This is a genomic window from Gemmata sp. (genome assembly GCF_051859125.1).
Classification (GTDB): Bacteria; Planctomycetota; Planctomycetia; order Gemmatales; family Gemmataceae; genus Gemmata.
The window spans coordinates 18,895-43,241 of the sequence record NZ_JBHYGG010000291.1 but is presented as its reverse complement, the minus strand read 5'-3'; the positions used below and the strand labels follow the sequence as shown (position 1 = coordinate 43,241).

At 69.0% G+C, this 24,347-nt stretch carries 18 protein-coding genes; 5 read left to right on the top strand and 13 right to left on the bottom strand.

The window, feature by feature from the left end; all coding sequences use genetic code 11:
• Window positions 1-66 precede the first annotated feature (66 nt).
• Complete coding sequence (locus ACTIGN_RS30585) at window positions 67-1,017, top strand: ThuA domain-containing protein (protein ID WP_439631090.1); 951 nt, start codon at window positions 67-69, stop codon at window positions 1,015-1,017.
• Here ACTIGN_RS30585 and ACTIGN_RS30580 read toward each other — a convergent pair.
• The 5 genes from ACTIGN_RS30580 to ACTIGN_RS30560 form a co-directional block, all read right to left on the bottom strand.
• Complete coding sequence (locus tag ACTIGN_RS30580) at window positions 983-2,797, bottom strand: prenyltransferase/squalene oxidase repeat-containing protein (protein ID WP_439631088.1); 1,815 nt, start codon at window positions 2,795-2,797, stop codon at window positions 983-985. The genes ACTIGN_RS30585 and ACTIGN_RS30580 overlap by 35 nt on opposite strands.
• A gap of 172 nt (window positions 2,798-2,969) precedes the next feature.
• The gene (locus tag ACTIGN_RS30575; RefSeq protein ID WP_439631086.1) at window positions 2,970-4,016 is read right to left on the bottom strand and encodes a ferredoxin family protein; all 1,047 of its coding nucleotides are present in this window, start codon (window positions 4,014-4,016) and stop codon (window positions 2,970-2,972) included.
• Window positions 4,017-4,033: 17 nt separating this feature from the next.
• The gene (locus ACTIGN_RS30570) at window positions 4,034-4,504 is read right to left on the bottom strand and encodes a glycine cleavage system protein H (protein ID WP_439631084.1); all 471 of its coding nucleotides are present in this window, start codon (window positions 4,502-4,504) and stop codon (window positions 4,034-4,036) included.
• Between the two features lie 46 nt (window positions 4,505-4,550).
• Window positions 4,551-4,940 (bottom strand): GxxExxY protein, encoded by a 390-nt coding sequence (locus ACTIGN_RS30565; RefSeq protein ID WP_439631082.1) that lies wholly within the window; start codon window positions 4,938-4,940, stop codon window positions 4,551-4,553.
• 47 nt (window positions 4,941-4,987) lie between these two features.
• Window positions 4,988-6,307 carry a coproporphyrinogen-III oxidase family protein gene (locus tag ACTIGN_RS30560; protein WP_439631080.1) on the bottom strand — a complete coding sequence of 440 codons (1,320 nt, stop codon included), beginning with the start codon at window positions 6,305-6,307 and terminating at the stop codon, window positions 4,988-4,990.
• 235 nt (window positions 6,308-6,542) lie between these two features.
• Here ACTIGN_RS30560 and ACTIGN_RS30555 point away from each other — a divergent pair, with 235 nt between their 5' ends.
• Window positions 6,543-12,917 (top strand): hypothetical protein, encoded by a 6,375-nt coding sequence (locus ACTIGN_RS30555; protein WP_439631078.1) that lies wholly within the window; start codon window positions 6,543-6,545, stop codon window positions 12,915-12,917.
• A 112-nt stretch (window positions 12,918-13,029) separates the two neighbouring features.
• On the opposite strand, the gene ACTIGN_RS30550 is transcribed toward ACTIGN_RS30555, so the two are convergent.
• The 3 genes from ACTIGN_RS30550 to ACTIGN_RS30540 all read right to left on the bottom strand — a co-directional run bounded on the left by ACTIGN_RS30550 (window position 13,030) and on the right by ACTIGN_RS30540 (window position 16,376).
• Window positions 13,030-15,255 (bottom strand): hypothetical protein, encoded by a 2,226-nt coding sequence (locus tag ACTIGN_RS30550; protein ID WP_439631076.1) that lies wholly within the window; start codon window positions 15,253-15,255, stop codon window positions 13,030-13,032.
• Between the two features lie 289 nt (window positions 15,256-15,544).
• Complete coding sequence (locus ACTIGN_RS30545; RefSeq protein ID WP_439631074.1) at window positions 15,545-15,922, bottom strand: hypothetical protein; 378 nt, start codon at window positions 15,920-15,922, stop codon at window positions 15,545-15,547.
• A 103-nt stretch (window positions 15,923-16,025) separates the two neighbouring features.
• A complete protein-coding gene (locus ACTIGN_RS30540) occupies window positions 16,026-16,376 on the bottom strand; it encodes an RNA recognition motif domain-containing protein (protein WP_439631072.1) in 351 nt (116 codons plus the stop codon).
• 397 nt (window positions 16,377-16,773) lie between these two features.
• Here ACTIGN_RS30540 and ACTIGN_RS30535 point away from each other — a divergent pair, with 397 nt between their 5' ends.
• Window positions 16,774-17,673, top strand: coding sequence for an acyl-CoA desaturase (locus ACTIGN_RS30535; RefSeq protein WP_439631070.1), 900 nt, complete (start codon window positions 16,774-16,776; stop codon window positions 17,671-17,673).
• Between the two features lie 25 nt (window positions 17,674-17,698).
• Here ACTIGN_RS30535 and ACTIGN_RS30530 read toward each other — a convergent pair whose 3' ends face one another.
• From ACTIGN_RS30530 to ACTIGN_RS30520, 3 genes are all read right to left on the bottom strand, one after another.
• Entirely contained in the window at window positions 17,699-19,102 is a 1,404-nt protein-coding gene (locus tag ACTIGN_RS30530; protein ID WP_439631068.1) for an NAD(P)/FAD-dependent oxidoreductase, read from the bottom strand.
• Window positions 19,103-19,163: 61 nt separating this feature from the next.
• Window positions 19,164-19,601 carry a DoxX family membrane protein gene (locus tag ACTIGN_RS30525; RefSeq protein WP_439631066.1) on the bottom strand — a complete coding sequence of 146 codons (438 nt, stop codon included), beginning with the start codon at window positions 19,599-19,601 and terminating at the stop codon, window positions 19,164-19,166.
• Between the two features lie 56 nt (window positions 19,602-19,657).
• Entirely contained in the window at window positions 19,658-20,386 is a 729-nt protein-coding gene (locus ACTIGN_RS30520) for an NAD(P)H-hydrate epimerase (protein WP_439631064.1), read from the bottom strand.
• A gap of 222 nt (window positions 20,387-20,608) precedes the next feature.
• Between ACTIGN_RS30520 and ACTIGN_RS30515 the strand changes: the two genes are divergently transcribed.
• A complete protein-coding gene (locus ACTIGN_RS30515; RefSeq protein ID WP_439631062.1) occupies window positions 20,609-21,487 on the top strand; it encodes a helix-turn-helix transcriptional regulator in 879 nt (292 codons plus the stop codon).
• Window positions 21,488-21,558: 71 nt separating this feature from the next.
• Here ACTIGN_RS30515 and ACTIGN_RS30510 read toward each other — a convergent pair whose 3' ends face one another.
• Window positions 21,559-22,212 carry a tRNA-uridine aminocarboxypropyltransferase gene (locus tag ACTIGN_RS30510; RefSeq protein WP_439631060.1) on the bottom strand — a complete coding sequence of 218 codons (654 nt, stop codon included), beginning with the start codon at window positions 22,210-22,212 and terminating at the stop codon, window positions 21,559-21,561.
• Between the two features lie 284 nt (window positions 22,213-22,496).
• Here ACTIGN_RS30510 and ACTIGN_RS30505 point away from each other — a divergent pair, with 284 nt between their 5' ends.
• Window positions 22,497-23,591 carry an alpha/beta hydrolase gene (locus ACTIGN_RS30505; protein WP_439631058.1) on the top strand — a complete coding sequence of 365 codons (1,095 nt, stop codon included), beginning with the start codon at window positions 22,497-22,499 and terminating at the stop codon, window positions 23,589-23,591.
• A 170-nt stretch (window positions 23,592-23,761) separates the two neighbouring features.
• On the opposite strand, the gene ACTIGN_RS30500 is transcribed toward ACTIGN_RS30505, so the two are convergent.
• Window positions 23,762-24,064 carry a hypothetical protein gene (locus tag ACTIGN_RS30500; protein WP_439631056.1) on the bottom strand — a complete coding sequence of 101 codons (303 nt, stop codon included), beginning with the start codon at window positions 24,062-24,064 and terminating at the stop codon, window positions 23,762-23,764.
• Between the last annotated feature and the right edge of the window lie 283 nt (window positions 24,065-24,347).

Here is a 24,347-nt window from a genome sequence, read left to right as displayed (position 1 = left end):
GTGGTTACCTGATACAGAACGATCACCACCCGCCGATACCCCGTCCCGCCCGGAGTCTTTCACACCATGACGCGAATCCTCTCCGCCCTGCTCCTGCTCGCCCCCCTCCACGCGGCAAAGGCCGACGAGAAGGTCGACCCCTACGACCAGTCGAAGGTCGCGCTCGAAGTCGAGCCGCCGGCCGACTTCAAGGGCAAGCGCATTCTCGTCATTGCCGGCCGGCAGAGCCACGGCCCCGGCGACCACGAGTTCTTCGCCGGCTGCGCCATCCTTTGCAACCTCCTGAAGCAGACCGACGGCGTGTTCCCGATCATGGCCCGCGATGGGTGGCCCAAGAACGAGAAGCTGTTCGACAGCGCCGACTGCATCCTGATGTACATGGACGGCCGCGGCGGGCACCCGGTCGTGCAGGGCGACCGGATGAAGCTGATCCAGAAGCAGATCGACCGCGGGTGCGGGTGGGTGAACCTGCACTACGCGGTGGACTACCTCCCGCAGCACGGCAAGACCGTCCTCGGGTGGATGGGCGGGTACTACGAGCCGAACTACTCGATCAACCCGCACTGGGACGCCGAGGTCCGGGCGCTACCGAAGCACCCGATCACCCGCGGGGTGAAGCCGTTCACGATCCGCGACGAGTGGTACTACGGGATGCGGTTCCCGGACGACACCAAGGGGCTGACGCCGATCCTGCAAGCGCTGCCGCCGGACAACACCCGGAACACCGAGTACACCAAGGGCCGCAAGGGCGAGATCGAGACGATGGCGTGGGCCTACGAGCGGCCCGACGAGGCGAAGGGCCGCGGGTTCGGGTTCACCGGCGGGCACTTCCACCGCAACTGGGCCGACGAGAACTTCCGCCGCGTCGTGGTCAACGCGATCCTGTGGACCGCGAAGGTCGAAGTCCCCGAGGCCGGCGCGCCGGTGAAGTTCGACCCGGCCGACCTGAACAAGAACCTCGACAAGAAGGGCAAGGGCGAGTTCAAGCCGATCCTGCCGCCGGAGCCGAAGAAGTGAGTTGTTGGCGAGCGCGACCCAGTGCCGCCACGGTGAAGATGAGCGGGTACAGCTTCTCGAAGTACCACAGCTTCGCGAAGTAGAACCCGATGGGGCTCGGGTCGCGGAAGCGGCCCGACTCCACCGCCTCGACGAGCCACGTCACGCCGCGCTCGACAGGCGAAGGTTCCTCCGGTCGCTGACGCTCCCGGCTCGCCAAGTCAATCAGCACCTCGACCGCCAGCGCCGTCTCCTCGACGCTCGACGGACAGTCCTTGTCGCCGCCCCACCCGCCGTCGGCGTTCTGCACCGACATCAGGTAAGTGACGCCGCGTTGACACTCGGGCGATTCCTTCATCTCGAGATCGCGGTAAGCCGCGAGAACGCGCGCCGTGCCGTACACAGGGTTGATGTCGTCCTTCGCGTGCTGGTTGCCGAACCACAGCGGCAACCACGATCCGTCGGGCCGTTGCTCCTTTGCGAGATAGCTCAGAGACTTGTCCGTTCGCCCGGGTAATTTGAACCAGATTGGATTGGCGAATGCGATCGCCCGCAAAGCGTGGGCTGTGAGGTCAGCGCCACTTCGGTCGAAGGGAAGTGTTCCCCAACCACGGCAAAAGGTCGGGAACCCACCATCCCGGTTCTGTAACCCTTTGACCCAATGGTTCCCTCGCTGGATGGGCTCAGTTTCAGATGGCTCCTGTCGAGCCCGTGGAGTGTCCATGAGCGAACCAACCGCCAGCATCGCCCCGGGCGTGTCGTCGCAGTCGGGCACGCCGCCGGGGAGGTCGGTCCAGGCCCAGCCGCCGGGGTCGGCTCCGGTGTACGGGTGGCGCTGCTTGTATTGCTGACCGAGCAGCCACGCGAGGATCGGTTCCTTCGTGTCGAGCGAGTCAAGGTCGCCGGCGGCGGCGAGGGCGTTCACCGAGAGCGTCGTCACCCACGTCGCGAGGTTCGTGTCGATCAGCCAGCTCCCGTCGGGCCGCACCGACTCCACGAGGAACCGCACGCCCTCGTCGATCACCTGCTGCTCGGCCGCACTGCGGCGGCGGCGGATCGACGACAGCGCCATCACGACGAAGCTCGTCAGCGGCGTCGCTTCGAGGTAGCCGCCGGACGTCGGCTGGATCCGCCGGAGAACCCGAAGGGTTCTCCCCTTCGCGAGCCACCGCAGCGGAGCCGTGACCGGGTTCAGCGTGCCGCGGTGGTAGTGGACGCATTGGCCGATCGCGATGAGCGCCGGCAGCGCGTAACTCACGACCGGCATCTTCGCGAAGCGGTACCAACTCTGGGGCAGCGCCGCGGCCTCGAACGGCAGCCGCGGCACCTCCTTCCACGGCACCATTCGGGCCAGCGCGCACGTCATCAGGATCGGCACGGAAAACGTGCGGTCCTTGCCGTAGCGACGGCGGATCGCCTCGGCCCGCTGCTCGGGTCTCCGCCCGCCGCGGACGTTCAGGTACGCCTCGACCCTCTCGACGGCCGCCGGGTAGTCCCGGTCCATCGCGATCATCTTGAGTGCCGCCCGCACGAGCATCGTCGTGGAGATGTTCGAGAGGCTCTTGGTCGTGTCGCCCCAGCCGCCGTCCTCGTTCTGGTGGTCGGCGAGCCACTTCATGCCGGCGTCGATGAGTTCGCGGTGCGTGAACGGGTTGACGAGGTGCAGCGCCATCACCGCCGTCGCGGTCGAGAGCGCCGACGTGGACAACTCACCGACCCAGTGCCCGGCCGGCACCCGCTCGGCGAGGAGCGCGTCGCGGGCGGTGACGTACGCGGATTGGAGGCGTTCGGGGGGGATCATGAAGTGAAGAGTAGCCACGGATGGGCACGGATGAAACACGGATAAGAGCAGAAGCTCGGCCGCAAAAAAGCACAAAAGGTGCACAAAAGAGAATTCATGATGAAACCCGAGGTTGCATCTCGTTCAATTGTGTGACTTTTGTGCTTTTTTGCGGCCAATCTCTTCTGCTCTGTCACAGCCCCAAGCTGTCGAGGTCGTCCACGAGCTTGTCGAGGTCGTCCTTCGGCCCCTGCGGCTTGCTGTCCTGCCGCTTCGGAATGCCGATGGTCGCGCCGACCGCGGAGCGGCCGTCGTTCACCAACTCGCGGTCGCGCTCCTGCACCGCGGCCGAGAGCGCGTCGCCCACGTCGCCGCCGAACAGCCGGCTCAGGTCGATCTTCAGTCCGCCCAGGGCCCCGGTCTCGGCCCCGGCGATGGCCGGCAACTTGTACTCGGGGAAGATGATCGCCTGCTGCGGGCACACGCGGGAGCACGCCGGGCACCCCTTCTTGCACTGGTCCTGGTTCTCGGTGATGATCCGCTCCAGCGAATCGACGCCGTACACCCCGAACAGGCAGAAGTCGAGGCACTCGAGGCAGTTCGTGCAGCGGCTGTAGTCGATGACCGGGTACCACCGCCGGCCGGCCGCCGCGAGCAGCGCCTCGGGCGCGAACGCCGCGTGCTGCGGCTCCACCTCCGGCTTCGCGAGCGCCAGCCCGAGTTGCAGCACCGGCGTGTTCGTGGCGGCCCTCTCGCGGGCCTTCGCCTCCCGGCGCTCTCCGCACTCCGCCGCGATCCGCCGCACCTCGGCGACGAACGCCTCGTGCTTGTTCGCGTCCCGCAGGTCGAGCGTGTAGATGTGCCGGTCGGGGATGTCGCCGGTCGCCCCGATGGCCGGCGGGCGGTCCACCGGCGTGTCGGTCTCGGCCTCGCCGTCGTCGTCGTCGGACGGCGGCTTGAGCTTCGTTTCGCCGAACTGGCCCTTCACGCCGTCGCGGTCGAGGAGCCAGAACGCGGCCCGCGGGTACAGCCATGACAGCACGACCATGTCGCCCTTCACCGACCCGAGGAACAGCCGGCCGGTGTGGTCCGGGCCGAGGTCGTACAGGTTCGGGACCACCGACACTTCGAGGTCGGGCTCCATGATGAGCGCGGCAACGATGCTCTCTTCGAGAGACCGCTTCCCGGGGTGCTTGCCGGGCGCTTGCGACAGGACGACGGTGAGGCGGGATCGGGCCATACGCGCTCCGGGAACGGTCATTCGTCGTCGGACATCTTATTCACCTGGCCCTTGAGAATCCGCTGAGTGGCGTCCCAGCCGGCCTCCAGGTGCGTGAAGTACGCGTCCACGTCGAGCGTGTCGGCGAGGTCGCCGCGGAACTCGAACAGGTGGCCCTTTCCGTACCCGTCCACGTTGATCGTGCCCGGGTCTTCGAGCAGCGCGGCGTTGAACCGGACGATCCGGCCCTCGAGCGGGGCGTACAGGCCGGACGTGGCCTTCTGCGTCTCGATGTACCCGATCTCCTGCTTCGCGGTCACGAGGCCGGGCTCGATGCGCCACTCGAGGAAGTACACGTCCTGCATGAGCCGCACGGCGTAGCTCGTGAAGCCGAACAGGTGCGGGCCGTCGGTGCCGGGGCGGCACCACATGTGGTTCTTGCAGTAGCGCAAGTCGCCCGGCAGCGGGGCCGGGTGCTTGCCCATCAGGAATGTGCGGGGCTCGGGCATTCAACATTCACCGCAGAGAACGCAGAGACCGCAGAGGAAAACGAAGTCAGGCGGGAAAATTCCGAACGAGTCGTTTGAAACCGTCCACCACACGAGTGACGTTAAAGTTCATCAACAACCCGAGGTGAAGGCCGGTCAGCTTCAGGTAGGTGAGAACCTGGGCTTCGTGGATCGGGTCTAACCGCTCAACGGACTTCAACTCAACAATGACCAGATCATTCACCACGAGGTCGAGTCGGAACCCGCAATCGACCTGAATGCCCCGGTACACGACCGGGAGGGCTTTTTGCCGCTCCACACGGAATCCGCGGTCGAGTAATTCGTATTCGAGACACGCCTCGTACGCGTTCTCCAAGAGCCCGGGGCCGAGTTCGCGATGCACCGCGATCGCCGCATCGATGACCGCCGCTGAGATCGAATTGAGTTTCTCCCTCATTTCTGGGTCTCCTCTGCGGTCTCTGCGTTCTCTGCGGTGAATCCCCGTTATGTGTACCGCGAGCTAATGTACTGCGGGTCGAAGAACGCGGGCAGGTGGCGGTCGATCTGGATGAGCCCGTCGCGGGAGCAGTCGATGCTCTCGCCCTGGACCGACAGCCAGCCCTCCTGCTCCAGCTTCGCGAGGGCGTCGCGGAACGCCTCGCGAACGTCCACGCCGTACTTGTCGCGGAAGTAGCCGACGTCGAGGTGCCCGGTCTTCAGCAGCAGCACGACCTCGCGGACGAGCCGGTCGCGCTCGGTGGTCGGGAACGCCCGCCCGAGCGGCAACTCGTTCGCGGTCAGCTTCTCGATGTACTGCTCCCAGGTGTCCACGTTCTGGACGTGGACGCCGTTGACGTGCCCGAACGACGCGACGCCGGTGCCGAACATGTCGGCCCCCCGCCACAGCGCCTCGCGGTACACGAACTTCGTCTTCGCCTTGTCCTTCACCACGGTCGTCGCGCTCGACACCGCGTACCCGGCCTTCTCCAGTTCCTCGAAGGCGTACTTGGTCCACGCCCGCTTGGTCGGCCAGTCGGCCACCGCGAGCGCCGGCTCGTCGTTGCCGATCACCTTCAGTTCCTTGGAGAACACCGTGTTGTAGGGCAGCTCCATCTGGTAGATCGTGACGCAGTCGGGGGCCATCGCGATGGTCTTGGCGATGCACGTCCGCCAGTTGTCCCAGTCCTCGCCGACCATGCCGGCGATGAGGTCGAGGTTGATCTGCGGGAACCCGAGGTCGCGCGCCCAGCCGAACGCCCGATAGATCTCGTCTTCAAGGTGAGCGCGGCCGTTGAACTGGAGGATCTCCGGCTTGAAGTTCTCGACGCCGAGGCTCAGCCGCGTGACGCCGTGCTTGCGGAGCATCTCCAGCTTGTGCTTCTGGAGCGTGCCGGGCTCGCACTCGAACGTCACCTCGCGGGCCTGGTCCCACGGCATGATGCCGCGCAGCTTCGTCATCAGGCCGTCGAGTTGCGACGCGCTCAGGTACGACGGGGTGCCGCCGCCGAAGTAGACGTAGTCGAGCGGCCGGCCGCCGACGCACGCCGTCTTGCTCAGGAGCTCGACCTCCTTCGTCAGCGCGTCGAGGTAGACCTCGATGTCCTTCGCGTTCTTGTCGGTGTAGACGCGGAAGTAGCAGAACTTGCACCGCTTGCGGCAGAACGGGATGTGCAGGTACAGCCCGAGCGGCGTGCCGGGCTTCGGCGGGGAGTTGAAGGTGCGCTCGGCGTCGGCCGCGAACGAGTTCTTCCAGAACGAGAACTGCGGGTAGTTCGCGATGAAGTAGTTGCCCAGCCCGGTCTTTTCTTGCTCTACGGCTGTCATCCCGCACCCCGTGGTTCGAGCCCCTCGGCACCCCACACGCCGTCCCGTAACTCGTGCAAGGCCATACCCATCGGCCCCGCCAATCTTTCAGGCACTGGTCCCTGATCGCCCCACCCGGCCGGCAATCTCGTTACACTCGCGATACGTCGTGTTACTGCCGGGTGACGTCTTCTTTGCAGTGTACCCCGAACACGTCGGCTCCCGCACGGGGTTTAACTCCTTCTGAGGGTTTAGCATGCGTCGGCTCTTCGCCTGGTTGCCGGGGGCGTCACTGGCCGCCCTCGGGCTCGTCCTCGCCGCGACCCCGACGCCCACCCGGGCCGGGGACATCAACTTCAACGAGGACTTCGCGCTCGCGAAGGACCGCACGACGGCCCTCAAGCAGCTCATCCCGGGCACCGAAGATTATTACTACTACCACGCCCTGCACTACCTGAACACCGGCCAGTTCGAGAAGATCGATGCCCTCGTCGGCCCGTGGCACACGCGGCACAACCAGACCGCACGCCTGACGGAAATCCAGACCCGCCGCGTCCTCCTGACGTTCGACAAGAACCCCGAGCAGACCCTCGCGTACCTCCGCAATCACCTCGGGCTGAGTTTCAACCACCAGAAGGAAACGGTCAACGACGCCGTCAACCTGCCCGTCGCGCTCGACCAGAACCTCATCAGCCGCGAGGCGCTGCGGCGGACCTCGCTCACCTGGGGGAACCTCGACAACTTCGAGGACCCGGCCCTCGACTGGCTCGCGGCCAAGGACGACCTCGGGTGGGAGCGGCGGCGCAACCTGCTCCAACGGCTCACCCGGCCCGACGTCGCGGACCTGCCCAGGATGGTCGCCGCCGACCTCGACTCGACCTACGCCGGCGAGTTCGGCTACCTCGGGGTCCACAAGCACATGACCCTCGCCCAGCTCGACGAGCTGCTCAAGCTCAGCCCGGGGGTGCGGAACCAGCACGCCTTCGTCACCACCTACCTCACCAAGCTCCAGCCCGGCGCAGACGAGGACTGGAAGCGGGACCGCAAGGTCACGCTCGCGTACCTGGAGCGGCTCGGCCAGTTCACCGCCGGCCTGAGCGACGTTCACAACCCGCTCAAGGCCCACGTCGGGTTCCACCGGCTCGCGTTCGACCGGGCCGGCGACGTGTACGACAAGGCCCGGTTCGTTGCGTATCTCGCGCTCCCGCGGAAGCAGGGGTACATGTGCTCGGCGATCAACAACGACCGGCACCTGAACCAGAACCCGGCGCAACTCAACGCCGACTACACCGCGGTCACCCTGATGCCACCGGTCCGCAGCGACGAGCCGCTCGTCCGCAGCTACCTGAAGCAGTTCTTCAGCGACGACAAGGCCTCGACGAAGGAGTTCGAGCCGTACATCTACGACGACTACCTGACCCGACTGTTCGCCGAGACGCAGATCGAGCTCGGCCGCGGCGACCCGGAGGCGTGGGCGTCGAAGCTCTCCCCCGAGGCGTTCCGCGCGCTCAAGGACCGGATCGACATCGACTTCGCGTTCACCAACACGACCGACTACGCGGCCGACGAGCCGGTCGCCCTGCAGTTGCACGTCAAGAACGTGCCGAACATGCTCGTGAAGGTGTTCGAGGTGAACACCGGGACCGTGTACAAGGCCCGACCGGTCGAGATCGACACCGACATCAACCTCGACGGCCTCGTCGCCAACACCGAGCGGTCCGTCAAGTACGACGACGCCCCGTTCCGCCGCGTCCCGCGGAAGTACGAGTTCCCCGAACTGAACAAGCCGGGCGTGTACGTGATCGACTTCATCGGGGCCGGCAAGAGCAGCCGGGCGCTGGTCCGCAAGGGCCGGCTGCGGCCGCTCATCGCCACCGGCCCGGCCGGCCAATCGGTCCGCGTCGTGGACGAGCGGAACCGCCCGGTGCTCGACGCGAGCCTGTGGCTCAGCAGCGCCGAGTACCGGGCCGATAAGGACGGGGTGATCACGGTTCCGTTCACCGCCGAGCCGGGCCGCCGCCCGGTGGTCCTGAGCCGCGGCGACTTCGCGTGCCTGGAGTTCATCGACCACAGGCCCGAGGGCTACCGCCTCGCGGCCGGCATCCACGTCGCCCGCGAGAGCCTGCTCACCCAGCGTATCGCCCCGGTCCTGGTCCGGGCCGGGCTGTTCATGAACGACACCCCGGTGTCGCTCAAGCTGCTCGAAGACGTGAAGCTCCGCGTCGTGTCGGTCGACCACAGCGACATCCCGACCTCGGCCGAGGTGCCCGCGTTCCAACTGTTCGAGGACCGCGAGGCGGTCCACGAGATCCGCGTCCCGGCCCGGCTCAAGTCGCTCACCGTGACCCTCACCGCCCGCGTCAAGAACGTCGGCACCGGGAAGCACACGGACCTGATCGCCGCGAAGGCGTTCGACCTGAACGAGATCGAGCGGACCGACAAGATCGAGGACCTGCACCTCGCCCGGTTCGCGAGCGGGTACGCGATCGAACTGCTCGGCCGCAGCGGCGAGTCGCGGGCGGACCGCATGGTCCACGTCTCGCTCAAGCACCGCGACTTCAAGCGGCCGATCGACGTGTCGCTGAAGACCGACCCGCTCGGCCGCGTCGCCCTCGGGCAACTCGCCGACATCGCCACCGTGACCGCCCGCGGCCCGGAGGGGACCGCCCACACCTGGACCCTCTCGACCGACGCGCACACGTTCCGCCAGGTGGTCCACGCGAAGGCCGGGGAGACCGTCACCCTGCCGTACCTCGGCGTGGCCGGCGTGCCGTCCCGCGAGGAGTACGCGCTGTTCGAGGTCCGCGGCAGCGACATCCGTTCCGACAGGTTCGCAGCAATCGCTGTGGCCAACGGCCGCGTCGAACTCCGCGACCTGCCGGCTGGCGACTACGACCTGTACCAGAAGCGGACCGGCGAGCGCGTCCGGGTCCGCATGGTGGCCGGCACCGTCGAGGCCGGGTTCGTCCTCGGCGCGACCCGGCACATGCAACTTCCCGGCCTCAAGCCGGTCGCGGTCGAGTCGGTGGTCGCCGACAAGGACAACGTCACGATCCGGCTCCGCGACGAGTCGAAGTTCACCCGGGTCCACGTGTTCGCGACCCGCTACCAGCCGGCGTTCAGCGCGTTCGCCGACCTCAGCCGGGTCCGCGACGCGGAACTCGGCGGCACCGTCCCCGGGCACGCCGAGTCCGTGTACCTGACCGGCCGCAACATCGGCGACGAGTACCGCTACGTGCTCGACCGCCGCGGGCAGAAGAAGTACCCCGGGAACATGCTGGAGCGGCCGGCGCTGCTGCTGAACCCGTGGGCGGTCCGCACCACCGAGACCGGCGAGCAGGTCGCGCAGGGCGGCGACGCGTTCGGGGCCGGCGGCAAGTTCGACCCGGGCCGGTCCATTCCCCCGGCGACCCCGCCCCAGTCCCCGGGGTGGGCCGCGCCGACGTCCGGCGACTTCGCGAACCTCGACTTCCTCGCCGACGCCGCGGCCGTGGCGGTCAACCTCGTCCCGGACAAGGACGGCACCATCACGCTGACCCGCAAGGAGGTCGGCCCGCACGCGCTGGTTCACGTCATCGCCGTGGACCCGCTCGGCACCACGCTCCGCACCGCGACGCTCGCCGAGACCCCGGCGCACTTCGTGGACCTGCGGCTCCGCAACGGGCTCGACCCGGCCCGGCACTACACGCAGCAGAAGCAGGTGAGCCTCGTGGCGCCGAAGGAGGCGTTCGCGATCGCCGACGTCGCGGGCAGCCGGTTCCAGGCCTACGACAGCCTCGCGAAGGTGTACGCCTACTACGCGACCCTCTCGAAGAACCCGACGCTCACCGAGTTCGGGTTCGTCCTCGGGTGGCCGAAGCTGAAAGCAGAAGAGAAGCGGGCGCTGTACTCGCAGTTCGCCTGCCACGAGTTGAGCTTCTTCCTCTCGAAGAAGGACCCGCGGTTCTTCACCGAGGTCGTGAAGCCGTACCTGAAGAACAAGAAGGACAAGACGTTCCTCGACCACTACCTGCTGGGCGACGACGTGAGCCGCTACCTGAAGCCGTGGGAGTACGGCCGGCTGAACACGGTCGAGCGCGTGCTGCTCGCGGCCCGCACCCCCGGCGAGCCGGACAGGACCGCCCGGCACCTCACCGACCTGCTCCGGCTCATCCCGCGGAACGTCGACAAGGAACTGTTCGTGTTCAACGTCGGGGTGGACTCGGGCGGGCTCAGCAGCGACGACGCGGTGACCGAGAAGCTCAAGGCCGAGGTCGCCCGGCAGGAGGACAGCAAGAAGCTCTCCGAGAACCTGCACCGCGACCGCGACGGGTCGATCCGGGGGGGGGGTGCGCCGGGGGAAGCGGCCCCGACTGCCGACAGCGTGGCGCTGGCACTCCCGGGGATGGCCGGCGGCAAGGGCGGACCCGCCGCCACGAAGCCCGAGGCCGCAAAGCAGCGCGAGGCCGAGACCAAGGCCGTGAAGGAGATGAGCGACGGTAAGCGGGACAAGGAGGCGGGCGTCGAGCAGTTCTTCGACGGGAACCTCGACAAGCGGCAGACGGTGCGCCGACTGTACCGCAAGCTCGACCCGACCCAGGAGTGGGCCGAGAACAACTACTACAAGATCCGCATCCAGCAGCAGGTCGCGGACCTCGTGCCGGTCGCCGAGTTCTGGCACGACTACGCGAGGCACGACGGGAAGTCGCCGTTCCTGTCGCGGCATCTGGGCGACGCGAGCCGCAACTTCACCGAGATGATGTTCGCGCTGGCGGTCCTCGACCTGCCGTTCGAGGCCGGCAAGCACGACGTGCAGTTCGCGGGCGGCCGCATGACGCTGACCCCGGCGAACCACCTAATCGCGTTCCACGAGGAGGTCCGCCCGGCCGACGGCCCCGGCGGGCAGATCCCGATCCTGGTGAGCGAGAACTTCTACCGCCACGGGGACCGGTACCGCGAGGAGGGCGGCGAGACGTACGACAAGTTCGTGACCGGCGAGTTCGTCGTCCACACGGTGTACGGGTGCCAGGTGGTGGTCACCAACCCGACCTCGTCGCGGCAGAAGCTGAGCGTGCTGCTCCAACTGCCGGTCGGCGCGATCCCGGTCCTCACCGGCCAGTTCACCCGGAGCGTGCCGCTGGACCTGGAGCCGTACCGCACGCAGACGCTCGACTACTTCTTCTACTTCCCGCGGGCCGGTACGTTCCCGCACTTCCCGGTCCACGTCGCGAAGAACGAGCAGTTCGTCGCGGCCGCCCAGCCGACGACGTTCAACGTGGTCGCGAGGGCCACGAAGGTCGACACGACCTCGTGGGACCACGTGTCACAGCACGGCACGAGCGAGGAGGTGCTCGCGTTCCTGAACCGCGAGAACGTCCGCGCCCTGAACCTGGACAAGATCGCGTTCCGCATGAAGGACCGGCCGTTCTACGAGGCGACCGTGCGCCTCCTGGCCGAGCGGCACCTGTACCACCCGACGCTGTACAGCTACGGCGTCCACCACGCCGACGTGCCGACGGCCCGGCAGTTCCTGATGCACTCGGACCAACTGGCCCGCGAGGTCGGCGGCCCGATCGACACGCCGCTGTTCACGCTCGACCCGGTCGAGCGCGGCCTGTACGAGCACCTGGAGTACAAGCCGCTGGTCAACGCCCGGGCGCACGCGCTGGGCAACCGGCGGCAGATCGTCAACGACGCGTTCCTCGCCCAGTACCACGGCTTCCTCAAGACGCTGACGTACAGCAACGACCTCGACGACGCCTCGCTCCTCGCCACCGTGTACTACCTGCTCCTCCAGGACCGGGTCGAGGAGGCGATCGAGACGTTCGGCCGCGTCAGTGCCGACAAGGTGCCGACGCGGGTGCAGTACGACTACTGCGCCGCGTACCTGGAGATGTTCAAGGCCGAGCCGAAGCAGGCCCGCGCGATCGCCACCGCGTACCAGTTCCACCCGGTGGACCGGTGGCGGAACGCCTTCGCCGCGGTCGTCGCCCAGGTGGACGAGATCGAGGGCCGGGCCGGCAAGGTGATCGACAAGGACGACCGGAACCAGAACCAGGGCGGGCTGGCCGCGACCGAGCCGAACGTGGAACTGACGGTGACCGCCGAGGGCGTGAACCTGACGTACCAGAACGTCGACGCGGTGCGCATCAACTACTACCTGATGGACGTCGAGCTGCTGTTCAGCTCCAGCCCGTTCGTACAGCGGGCCGCGGGGCAGTTCTCGACCATCAAGCCGAACGCGACCGATTCGGTGAAGCTCCCCGGCGGGCGGACCAAGCACACGCACCCGCTCCCGGCCGAGTTCCAGGGCCGCAACGTGCTCGTCGAGGTGACCGCCGCCGGGAAGACCCGCACGGTGTCGCACTTCGCGAGCACGATGACGGTGAACACGTCCGAGAACTACGGGCAGTTGCAGGTGACCGAGACGTCCGGCGGCAAGGCGGTCGGCAAGGTGTACGTGAAGGTGTACGCCCGGCTGCACGACGGGTCGGTGAAGTTCCACAAGGACGGGTACACCGACCTCCGCGGCCGGTTCGACTACTCGTCGGTCAACACCCCGGAGCGGCTGGCGATCGACCGGTTCGCGATCCTCGTGCTGAGCGAGGACCGCGGGGCCGTGATCCGCGACGTGGCCCCGCCGCAGCGGTGAGGTGGCGCACCGTGAAACGCCGAGCGGCCGCCCCATTCGGGGCGGCCGCTCGCTTGCTTGGTGGGGCCGGTCTTCTTGCCCGCCTACCGTTCTCTCCTTTCGGCGAGCCGCGTCACTTCTTTTCGAGGATGCGCTTCTTGATCGTCTCGGCGTGGTCCTTCCAGGCCTTGAGGAAGGCGTCCCAGGCCTTCACCTTCGCCGGATCGGCCCCGGCCCGGGTCTCGCGGGTGGCCACGTCGGTGCTCGTCAGGACGCGGTTCGCGGCGGTGTCCGGGCCGGCGTAGAACGCGAGCAGGTTCCCCAGGGCCGCCTCGCGGACCGCGAGCCGGGGGTCGTCCAGCATCTCGACCAGCTTGTCGAGGCCGGCGACCGCGGCGGTGCGGTCCCGCATGTCGGCCGACGAGTACCCCCGCATTAGTTGAGCGAAGAGGTCGGCCGTCTCCCGTTCCCACCCCTTGTTCAAGCTCCCCTTCACCAGCACGTCGGTGTTCTCGGGGGACCGGGCGACCCAGTTGCTCAGCGCGACGATGGCCGCCTGGCGGACGTAGCTCCGGGACTCGAAGCTGAGCAGGTCCAGGAGGTCCTTGAGCAACTCGCCGGAGTCGGTGCCGTCCATGATCGCGGCCTGGGCGTACGCGGCCCACTGGGTCGGGTACAGGATCGCGATGATTTCCCCCGGCGACATCCCGGGCCGGAACTTGTCGGACGGGTCCGTGACGAGCCGCTCCTTGAGCAGCACGCGGACCCCGTCGGGGGCCGAGAGCCCCCTCTGCGCGTCGCTCAGCGTCTTCTGCACGGACCGGCCGAACTCGGCCTCGATCGTGGGGATCTTGCTCGGCTGCAACTCGTCCTTCGGGGCCGGGTGCGGGTCGGAGAGCTGGCCGGTCCTGCTGTCCCAGGCGACCTCGGACCACACGGGCAGCGCGTCGAACTTCTTGAACCGCGTCGGGGCGGCGAAGTCGGTGCTCCCGCGGACGGTGACGAGCCGCGCATCGGTCCGCGGCTTCTCGCCGCCCAGGGGCGTGCCGGGAACGAACGCGGTCGCGGCCTGCACGAGCACCTCGGCCTTCTCGTCGCGCAGGTGGAGGTCCCACACCTCGGTTCCCACGCGGACCCGGACCTTCGCGCCGCCCGGCTTGCCCGCGGTCACGTAGACGCGGCCGGCGTCGACCGTGAGATCGCCGTCGAGGCCGCCCGCCGGCGGGTGGAACCGGACCCGCGACTCCATCAGCGCGGGCCGCGCGAGCACCTGTTCCGGGAGGTTCCCCCACAGGTGAACTCCGACCCCGGTGGCGAGCTTCACGTCGGCCTTGTACCCGGGGAGCGCGACGACCTGCTCGTTGGCGCGGACCGCGGGCTTCCCGGCCGGGTCCAGCCGCGTCCACCGGCCGGACGGGTCGGCGGGCCGGGCGATGACGATCACGTTGGCCGACTCGACCCGCCCGACTTCCTCGTTCCCCCCGAGCGGGACGAGGTCCTCGGGCTTCACCGCAACCCCCTTCGGGTCCGGCACGTCGGCCTTCTTGGGTTCGGGCGGCTCCACCTTCTTCGGCTCGGGGGCCTCGGCCTTCTTCGGATCGGGCGTGTCGAGTTTCTTCGGCTCGGGGGCCTCGGCCCTCTTCGGATCGGCCGGCTTCGGATCGGCCTTGGCGACGACCGTCGTCGGGGGCGGGGCCACGACCGCGGCCGAGGCCGACGAGGTGTCGGGCGGGGTGGGCTGGGTCCGCGGCAGCGCGAGGAAGACCGCGACCGCCAGGGTCGCCGCGACGACACCGACGGCGGTCACCAGCCCGACGCGGCCGGCCCACGAGTCGGACTCGGCGAACCGCTTCATGCCGAGGAGCAGCGCCGCGTCCGGGTCGTCGGCGTCGGGCCGCTCCGCCGCCGTCGGGATGACGCCGCCGACCGGGGTGGTCTTGCCCGGCTTGCGGCGGGGGTCCGACGCCGGCGCGCCGACGAGCTTGTACATCCGCTGGTTGGCGGTCGGCGGCACGCGGACGGGGTCGGTCAGTACCACCGTCAGAATCTGGTGACAGGCGGCGACCTCGGCGAGGTGGAGGTCGGACTCGAGGCACGCCTCCTCGAGCTCGCCGACCTGCTCGGGGTCGAGGTTGTCGCTCAGGTACTCGGCCACGACGTTCGGGTTCGAGCCGATGTCGTCGTGACCGGTCGCGGCGGGCGACCCGAGGCCGCGGCGGCGGGTCGCCTGCTTGATCCGCTCGATGATCTTCTGGGCCTCCTCGCTCGCGGCGACCTTGCGGCCGAGGACGCGGGCCTCGTCGGGTTCGAGCGTGTCGTCGATGTACGCGAGCAGCGTTCGCAGCGTGAGCCGGATCATGTGCGCGGTCCTGGGGTCGGCGGGCCTCTACCCCAATAGTGGGCCGGTGCGTCGGCTTTCGTGCAGCATTCTGAAGAAATGCGCCCCGCCGCCGGTTCGGACCCGCGCTACAGCCCGCGCCTCTCGGGAGCGTGCGTTACGGGTACGTGCCGGTCCGATCGTGCGGGTGGTGCGGAAGCCGCGACGGCGGCAAGAGAGGGGTGGTCGCCGCCCCGGCGGGGACTCCTACTTCGCTTCGGAACGCAAAGTAGGGCCGAGGTCCAGAACGAGAAGTCGGCGCGACTAGCAATCAGCTGGCGGCCTCGGTCGCCCGGGCGCGTGCGGGCCGCGGCGGGAGCTGGGGCCGGCCGGACTTCTTCGGCGGCTTCACGCCCTCGGGCTTGAACTGGCTGCAGTACCCTTCCCAGTTCGGCCCGACGTAGTGCGGTTCGATGAGGATGAACCCGGCGCGGGCCACCGCACCGGACGAGGTGAACTCGCGGAACTTTCCGAGGCTCGCCGGGTCCCGACCGAGTTCCGACCGCCGGCCCGTGACCAAGTTGAGGCCGGCCTCGAGCGAGACCTCCCGCACGTACATCCCGGGGTAGCCGGTCTGCCCGTGGGGGTCGCGCTCGAGAAACACGTAGATGGGGGTGCCGAACCGGTCATCGACGACGAGGAAGTGCATGTCGGCCTCGGGGGTGCGGCGGGCGGGTGCCCGCCGCGGTGCATGGTACCCGCTCCCCCGGTCGGTGCGGCAAACATTCCGGCGAATCGTAGCCGGGCGTGGGTCAGTACCGGCGACCGCCGCCGCCGCCACCGCCGCCGCCACCACCGCCGTACCCGCGGCCGCCACCGCCGCCGCCGCCGCCACCGCCGCCACCCGGACGGCTCTCGCGCGGCTTGGCCTCGTTCACGGTCAGGCTCCGGCCGCCGGACATCTGCCCGTGCATCCCGGCGATCGCGGCCTGGGCCTCCTGGTCGGACCCCATTTCAACGAACCCGAATCCCTTCGACCGGCCGGTGTCACGGTCGCTGACGACCTGGGCCGTCTGGACCGCCCCGTACGGGGCAAACATGTCCCGGAGTTGGTCGTCGGTCACGTCGTACGACAGGTTGCCGACGTACAGTTTCTTACCCACAGTTTCACCTTGCTGGGCCGATTGGCCCGAGTGCGTGGCGCGGGGCCGAAGTGGCCCCGAGCCGTCGGGAGTGGACGGGCCAGGCGGGTGCCGGGCCTCCGTCGGGGGCGGTTCGACGGTCCGGGGCCGTGAGGTGCAAACTCGGGGCCGGGGAGCGGTCAAATCGCGAGTGCGATCGGGAGGTACATCCACTCCTGACGGGCGGCCGAGCCGCCTAAGGGCGATGATACCCGGTGCCGGCCGCCGGGCGAGCGCCAATCCGGAATTCTGCGCGGAATCGGGGCCGCCGATCCGACACAGGGTGTAGACTAACCGGGGTGTGGTTCGCATGCCGCCCTCGCGGAACCCCACGCTCGCGCCCGGTCGCCCGCGACCCCCACCACTCCGGACACCGCAAATGCCATCAGCCCACGCCGCCTACCGCGGCACCAGGGTCTTTCTCGCGCTTTGCCCGCTCCTTGCCGTTCACCTCGCTCTGTTCACGGTCCCGCTCATCGAGTGGTCCTGGTGGTACGTCCTCTGGATCCTGGTCCTCACCCGGGTCATCGGCCTGGGGATCACCGTCGGGTTCCACCGGTACTTCTCGCACCGGTCGTTCAAGACCCCGCGGTGGTTCCAGTTCGGCCTCGCCGTGGCCGGCTGCGCGGCGCTCCAGAAGGGGCCGCTGTGGTGGACTGTCCACCACCGCCTCCACCACCGACACTCGGACCAGCCGGGCGACCCGCACTCGCCGGTCCGGGACGGGTTCCTGTACGGCCACGTCGGGTGGCTGTTCACCCGCGACCTGATGAACCCGGACGAAACCGTGGTTCACGACCTCACGAAGTACCGCGAGATCGTGTGGCTGGACCGCCTGTGGATGGTGCCGGGCCTGCTCCTCGCGGCCGCGTGCTTCGCCGCGGGCGGGTGGGGCGGGCTGGTGTACGGGTACTGCCTGAGCGTGGTGCTGGTGTTCCAGGTCACGTTCGCGGTCAACTCGATCGGCCACCTGTACGGCCCGCAGCGGTTCGACACCGGCGAGGGGAGCCGGAACAACTTCGTCCTGGGCTACCTGGGGATGGGTGACGGGTGGCACAACAACCACCACCGCGCCCCGAGTTCCGCGCGGCACGGGTTCGCGTGGTACGAGCTGGACGTGAGCTACGCGGTCATCCGGGCGCTGCGGCTCACGGGGCTGGCCTGGGACGTGAAGCAACCGCCGGCCGCCCTCCTGCCAACCAAGGCCCGCAAGGGTTCGGCCGCCCCAGTGCGGGAAGGGGCGACCACAGGGTACGGCGACACCGGGGGACCGGAATAGCGTTCATCGGGCCGGTGCGCGCCGGTCAGTGGGCGGTCGGGCTGCCTCCGGGCGGGCGCATTCCCCCCGGACCGGCCCCGGGTGGGGCCGGCATCCCGCCCTCCGGAATCACCTCGTGGATGCCGGCCGCCAGGCTGTTCATGGGCGTGGCCTTGGAGGGCTCACCGGTGATCAGCCGGGCCGTCCGGTTCCAGGTGACGAAGTTCCAGAACCACTGCCACACCACCACCACGCGGTTCGAGAACTGGACCAGGAACATGACGTGGACGAAGAGCCACGCGAGCCAGGCCGGGAACCCGGACAGGCGGAACCCCTTGGCCTCGGCGACCGCCTTCGCCCGTCCGATCGTCGCCATGTTCCCCTTGTCCCAGTACTTGAACGGGGCGGTCTCGCGGCCGGCGAGCCGGTCCTTGACCACGCGGGCGGCGTAGGCCCCCATCTGCATCGCCGCCGGGGCCACACCCGGAACCTGCCCGCCGGCCGGGTGGGCGGCCACGGCCAGGTCCCCGACGACGAACACGTCCGGCCGGCCCGCGAGCGTTAGGTCCGGGCCGACCGGCACCCGCCCGGCCCGGTCTACCTCGGTCCCAGCTGCGGCCGCCAACCGCTCGCCGAGCGGGGACGCCTGTACGCCGGCGGCCCACACGACCGTCGAGGCCAGCACGTCCTCCGGACCCGCGGCCCCCTTCAGCGTGACCGCGTGCTTCCGCACGTCCGTCACCCGCGTGTTCAGCCGGACCTCGACGCCCATCCGCTCCAGTGCGGCCTTCGCCCGGCGGGACGACTTTTCGTGGAACGCGGGTAGCACCCGGTCGGCGCTCTGGACGAGCAGCACCCGGGCGCGGGCCGGGTCGATGGTGCGGAAGTTCTTCCGCAGAGTGTCCCGGGCGAGTTCGCTGATCGCCCCGACCATCTCCACCCCGGTCGGCCCGCCGCCGACGACCACGAACGTGAGCCAGCAGTCGCAGAGCATCGGGGTCTCGGCGGTCCGCTCGGCCATCTCGAAGGCGTACAGCACCCGCCGGCGGATCTCGGTCGCGTCCTCGACCGACTTCAGCCCCGGGGCGAGGTCCTCCCACTCCGGGCGGCCGAAGTACGCGTGCCGGGCACCGGCCGCGACGATCAGCGTGTCGAACCGCACCCGCCCGTCGGTCAGCACGACCTCCTTGGCGGCGAGGTCGAACCCCTCGACCTCGCCGAGCAGGACGCGGGCGTTCGCCTGGTTCTTGAGGATCGCCCGGAGCGGGGTGGCGATGTTGGCCGGGGCCAGCGCCCCGGTCGCCACCTGGTACAGCAGCGGCTGGAACAGGTGGAAGTTCCGGCGGTCGATCAGCGTCACCCGGACGTCCGCCCGGCGGAGCCCGCGGGCCGCGTACAGCCCGCCGAACCCGCCGCCCACAATCACCACCTCGTGCACCGGCTGGCCCATGTGTCGCCCCCTGCCGCCGGCCGGAGCCGGCGGGGTGTTTCCGATCCGCGCGCCGCCACACTCACCCGGCCATCGCCGGGGCGGTCGCAGCCCGGTCCGCACTGAACGCCCCGGCCCCCAGCCACGCGACCACGGCCGATGCCAGCAGCACCGCGACCGGCAGCGGCAGCGGGGGGACGAACGGGTGCTCGGGCACCCCCATGAACTTGACCGTGGTGAGGATCGCGGGGAGCATCGTGGCGACCCCGAGCAGCCCGCCGATCCGGGCGAAGAAGCCGGTCAGGATCAGCACCCCGGCGGCCATCTCGGCGGCCGACGCGGCGACCACCGTGAGGTCGACCATCGGGGCACCGGCCGCGGTCAGGATGTCGTGGAAGTGCTGCTGGTTCATGAAGTGCATCGCGCTGAACGCGACGAGCGGCCCCCCGGCGAGCAGCCGGGGCAGCAGCAGGAGCTTCGACGGGCCGGTTCGGCGGATGTTGTGGACGAGCGAACTCATGGGTCACACCTCTCGTGTCTGTCGGGCGAACGGTCGGCCCCGCGGCGGGCCAGTGGTCAGGTCAGCCGAACGACCTCGCTGCGTGCGAAGATCGGTCCCACGTCCAGCCCGAGGCGGGCGTACAGCCCCGGGGGGACGCTGATGTCGGCCAGGTACAGTTCTCCGGTCCACTGGGCGGAGGCCGGTTCCCGGAGCCCGTGCTTGGGTAGCGCGAGCGTGAGGGTCGCGGCCGCCCGCACGGTCGGGTCGGAGACGGCCCCGGTGCCCGCGTCCATCCCGGAGGGCACGTCCAGTGCGAGCACCCGCTCGGAGCGGCCGTTGGCCCACCGGATCAGGTCGGCGGCCGACCCGCGGGGCGCGCCCCGGAGGCTGTACCCGATCAGCCCGTCGAGCACCGCGACCGGCGGGGGAACGTCTGCCACCGTGTCCGCGGCGCGAACCCCGACACCCATGTGTCGGAGGATGCCGAGCTGGTGCGCGGGAACGGGAGTGAGGTTCGGGGACGCGAGAATTACGCTCACGTCCGCCCCCCAGTTCGCCAATCGCCGCGCGGCCACGAGCACCCCGCCCCCGTTCCCGCCGGGACCGGCCAGGACCGCGACCGACTTCCCGCGGGGGTCGCCGCCCAGAAACCGCTCCCTCACAAGTGCGGCGGCCGACCGTCCGGCACTCTCCATCATCCGCGGCAGGTCGATCACGTACTCCTCCACCATCAACCGATCGACCTCAACCATCTGCGCGGTGGTCAGGGACGGCACGTCAGTGTCGGGCAGCGGAAAAGACATGCAGGCGTCGCTCGCGGGGGCACCGGTTCGGGTCGGCGTGTGTGTTCGAGTTTTAGAGATATGGAGTAGTGTTCCGGTTCCACGAGCAATCTTCCATCCCGCTGTTTGGCGGGATTGACAGCAATCGGGACAAACGTTGGGTTCGCCCCGTTGCGGACTTCCCGCGGTCTCGCTCAGGAGCTACACTCTCTGCACCGTCTTAGTGTCGCCCGAAAGGTACGCATGCGGAAGTCGCAGCGGGTCCGCGCGGCCGATGTCGCGTTCGTCGATCGGCTGTTCGACGAACTCGGTCGGCTGCCCGTGGACGACCCGCGGGTCTGGAGCGGCCACCTGCTCGACGCCCTCCGGCGGCTCCTCGGGTGCCCCCACACGGGCGTCTGGCTCCGCGTCGTCCCGGCCGACGGGACGACGCCCCCCGGGCCGATGCGGTTCTTCGAGCAGTCCGGACTCACCCCCGGCCAGCGGGCCGACTTCCACCGCCTGTTCGTGAGCAACCCGGGTGCGCGCCACGACCCGCTCCTCGCCGCGGCCCGGTCGCGGTTCCGGCCCGGAACGCCGGTCACGTACCGGCGGGAGGAACTGGTGCCCGAGCGGGAGTGGTACCGCAGCCCGTACGTGGACGGGTTCCGCCGGTCGATCGGCTTCGACCACACGCTCACCTCCGCGGTGCGGTTGGGCGGCGGCCTCGTGTTCGGGGTGGGCGGGTGGCACGATTGGGGGCGCCGGCGGGGGTTCGGGGACCGGTCCCACGCCCTGCTGCACCACGTGGTCGGTCGCCTCGGGTGGATGGCCGGCCACCTTGCGCAGGCCCAGCCCGCGGCCCCTCCGCCGCCCGCTCGGGCGAACGAGACCGCACCGCGGCTGTCGCCGCGCGAGGGGGACACCCTGTCACTCTTGCTCGCAGGGTACTCGGAGAAAGAGGTGGCCGCACGACTGCGGCTGAGCCCGCGAACCGTTCACGAGTACGTCACGACTCTGTACCGAAAGTTCGGCGTCCACTCGCGCGGCGAACTTCTGGCCTGCTGGGTCGGTAACGCAATCGCGAGCCCGATCGGGGAGCCGCACGGCACGCCGCGTCTCTACGCCCCTCCGAACGGGTAGCGGCAGATCAAGACGTCCCCGGCAGGGCCACCTGAGTCGGGCAGTTCCGAGCCGGCGGGCGGAGTGCAACGCTACACATCAAGCAAGTCGGCAGAGCGGGGTCCGTCGAGGCCGCCGTAGACGTCTTCGAGCTTCAATTTGCCGCGGGCGAACAGCATGCGGTCGGTGGCGCGGCGGTAGAAGTCCATGAGCGGCCCGGCGACCGCTTCTCCTTCGAGAACCGCGAGAGCCTGGGCCACCGCCTCGTAGGTCGACATGTGGTGCCCCGGGCGGTTGCGGCGCAACGCGGCCCCCGCGAACGCCCGGTGCGGGAGCGCGACTTTCACCCCGCCGGCGAGGAGCGGCAGCCGCTTCACCATGCGGCTCGCCTGACGCCAGTTCCCGTCCGGGACGACGAGGACCGGCGGCGACGGCAGCGCGGCGACCAGTTCCGGCGTCAGCGGCCTGGCCCCGTGGCCCGGGAAGAGCACGAGCGGGGTCGTGCCCGGGGGCACGTGGGACGCGGGGTCGGCCGGGGCGGGGAACACTCCGTGGCAGACAACCGAGGCCGCGGGAACCGCGAGCGCGAGCAGGCGAACGGTGTTGCTCGTCCGGCCCAACTCGTGGACGTGGCCGACCAGGATGAGGGGAGTGCGAGTCGCGACCCGCGGAGCGAACCCACACACGCACAGTCCTCCGGACAGGCGGCACCCGGGGCACTGGGCGGGTCGGCGGTGAGGGTGCATCGGGCTCCTAATTTCCGCGGCCGTCGAGTTGGTGCGGGACATTGCACGGGCGCACGGTACTTCGATTACGGTAGCGGGTTTTGCCCGCCGGGGTCGGACCGAGTGCGGCGATTTGGTGAACCTCGCCTCGTTCAAACCCGGTGACACAGCCACTTGCGGGGTGAAGGTCGGAGGTGGTCCGGGTGGAAGTGTGCCGATCGAAGCGCATCCCGCTCACTAAAATCACTCGCGGCTCGTCCGGGCTTCCCCGGGCACTCTCCAACTGAAAGAACACCGAGGGGCTCATGTTCAAACTGCGGATGGCCGTTCTGATCACCGCGCTCGCCTGCTCCGGCACGGCGGTCGCGCAGCCGGTGCGCAACCCTGACGATAAGGGCGCGCCGCCCTTCAAGGTGCTCAAAGAGGGCGAGAACCCCCCGCTCGACGCGTACGACAACTTCGTGACCGGGCCGAAGTACGTGCCCGCGCCGGAGCGGAAGAAGGTCGAGGGCGTACCCGAGGGCAAGGTCGAGCAGTTCGAGATTGACTCGAAGGAGACCAAGCTCTTCAACCCCGGCATCGCCCGCAAAGTGTTCGGGAAGGTCGATCCGAACAACCCGAAGACGCTGATCGTCGAGACGCACACCATCGACTACAAGCGCAAGATCGGGGTGTACGTTCCCGCGCAGTACAAGGAGGGCACCGAGGCGCCGTTCATGGTGGTCCACGACGGCCCCGGCCAGGCCGCGGGTTACAGGACCATCCTGGACAACCTGATCGCCCAGAAGCGGATCCCGCCGATCGTGCTGATCGCGATCCAGAACGGCGGCGGCGACGCCCAGGGGCACGAGCGCGGCAAGGAGTACGACAACATGAACGGCGACTTCGCCATGTACATTGAGGACGAGGTGCTGCCGCGGGTGGAGAAGCACTGCAAGGTGAAGCTCACGAAGGACCCCGACGGCCGCGCGGCGATGGGGTGCAGCTCCGGCGGCTCGGCGGCGCTCATCATGGCGTGGTTCCGCACCGACCTGTACCACCGCGTGCTGACCACCTCGGGCACGTTCGTGAACCAGGCGTGGCCGTTCGACCCGAAGTTCCCCGACGGCGCGTGGGGGTTCCACGAGACGCTCATCCCCAAGGAACCCAAGAAGCCGATCCGCCTGTTCATCCAGGTCGGCGACCGGGACCTGCTCAACCCGAACGTGATGCGGGACGACATGCACGACTGGGTGGAGGCCAACCACCGCATGGCCAAGGTGCTGAAGGAGAAGGGGTACGAGTACCAGTACCTGTTCTGTCAGGGGGCCCGCCACTGCGACGGCAACGCGCAGCAGCAGTTCCTCCCGCACGCCATCGAGTGGGTGTGGAAGGGGTACGCCCCGAAGTCGGGGAAGTAGGACCGGTTGGGTGTTCAGGGGGTCGGGTGAGTGTCCGTGTTGTCGTTGGTCGTTGACTGGGGCAGGCCGTTCGCCTGCCCCGGAGCGTACCGGCACCCGGTGGAGTCACCCGACTTTCGAAGCGCAAACCCGGGCACACCGTTCCGGATCAGAAGTGGTGGAACGTGCCGCTACGCACGGGCACTGGACGCGTCGGCGAGGCGGAACCCGCGCTCCCCTGCGGACGCCAGGTCGAACACCTCCTGCGCCGTGGACCGGACCGCGCCCGACGAGCCCGTCCAGCACAGGACGTTCCGCAACACGTCGAGCTTCGCCCCGTCCGGGACGGTGACCTGAACCTCCCGACAACTCGACTCGTACACCTTGCCCTCCGCGGTGAAGGTGTGCCGCTGGCTCGCCTGATCGGGGGCGAACGAGTGGGCGACCGGGGAGCCCGCAATGGGGTACGAGCGGCGGTACAGTGTGATCTGCATGTGAGCCTCGACCGCAGCCCGGTGACCGCACGTCGCCGGTTAGCCGCTGTACACATTATACGAGGTCCGGGCCCACTCCCGCGACCGACGTTGAGGGTTCTTGTCGTAAACGAATGACCAGTCGGGGGTGACGAAGGTGGTGCGGGCCCACCGGATCCTCGACGGCCTGCAGAAGAAGCCGTGACCGGTTCGCTCGCTCCCCTTGGTTGGAACGGAACGCACGTCACCGAAAGGGCGGGGCCCGTCACCCGCGCTCACACGAGCAGTGGGTGACGGGCCTCGT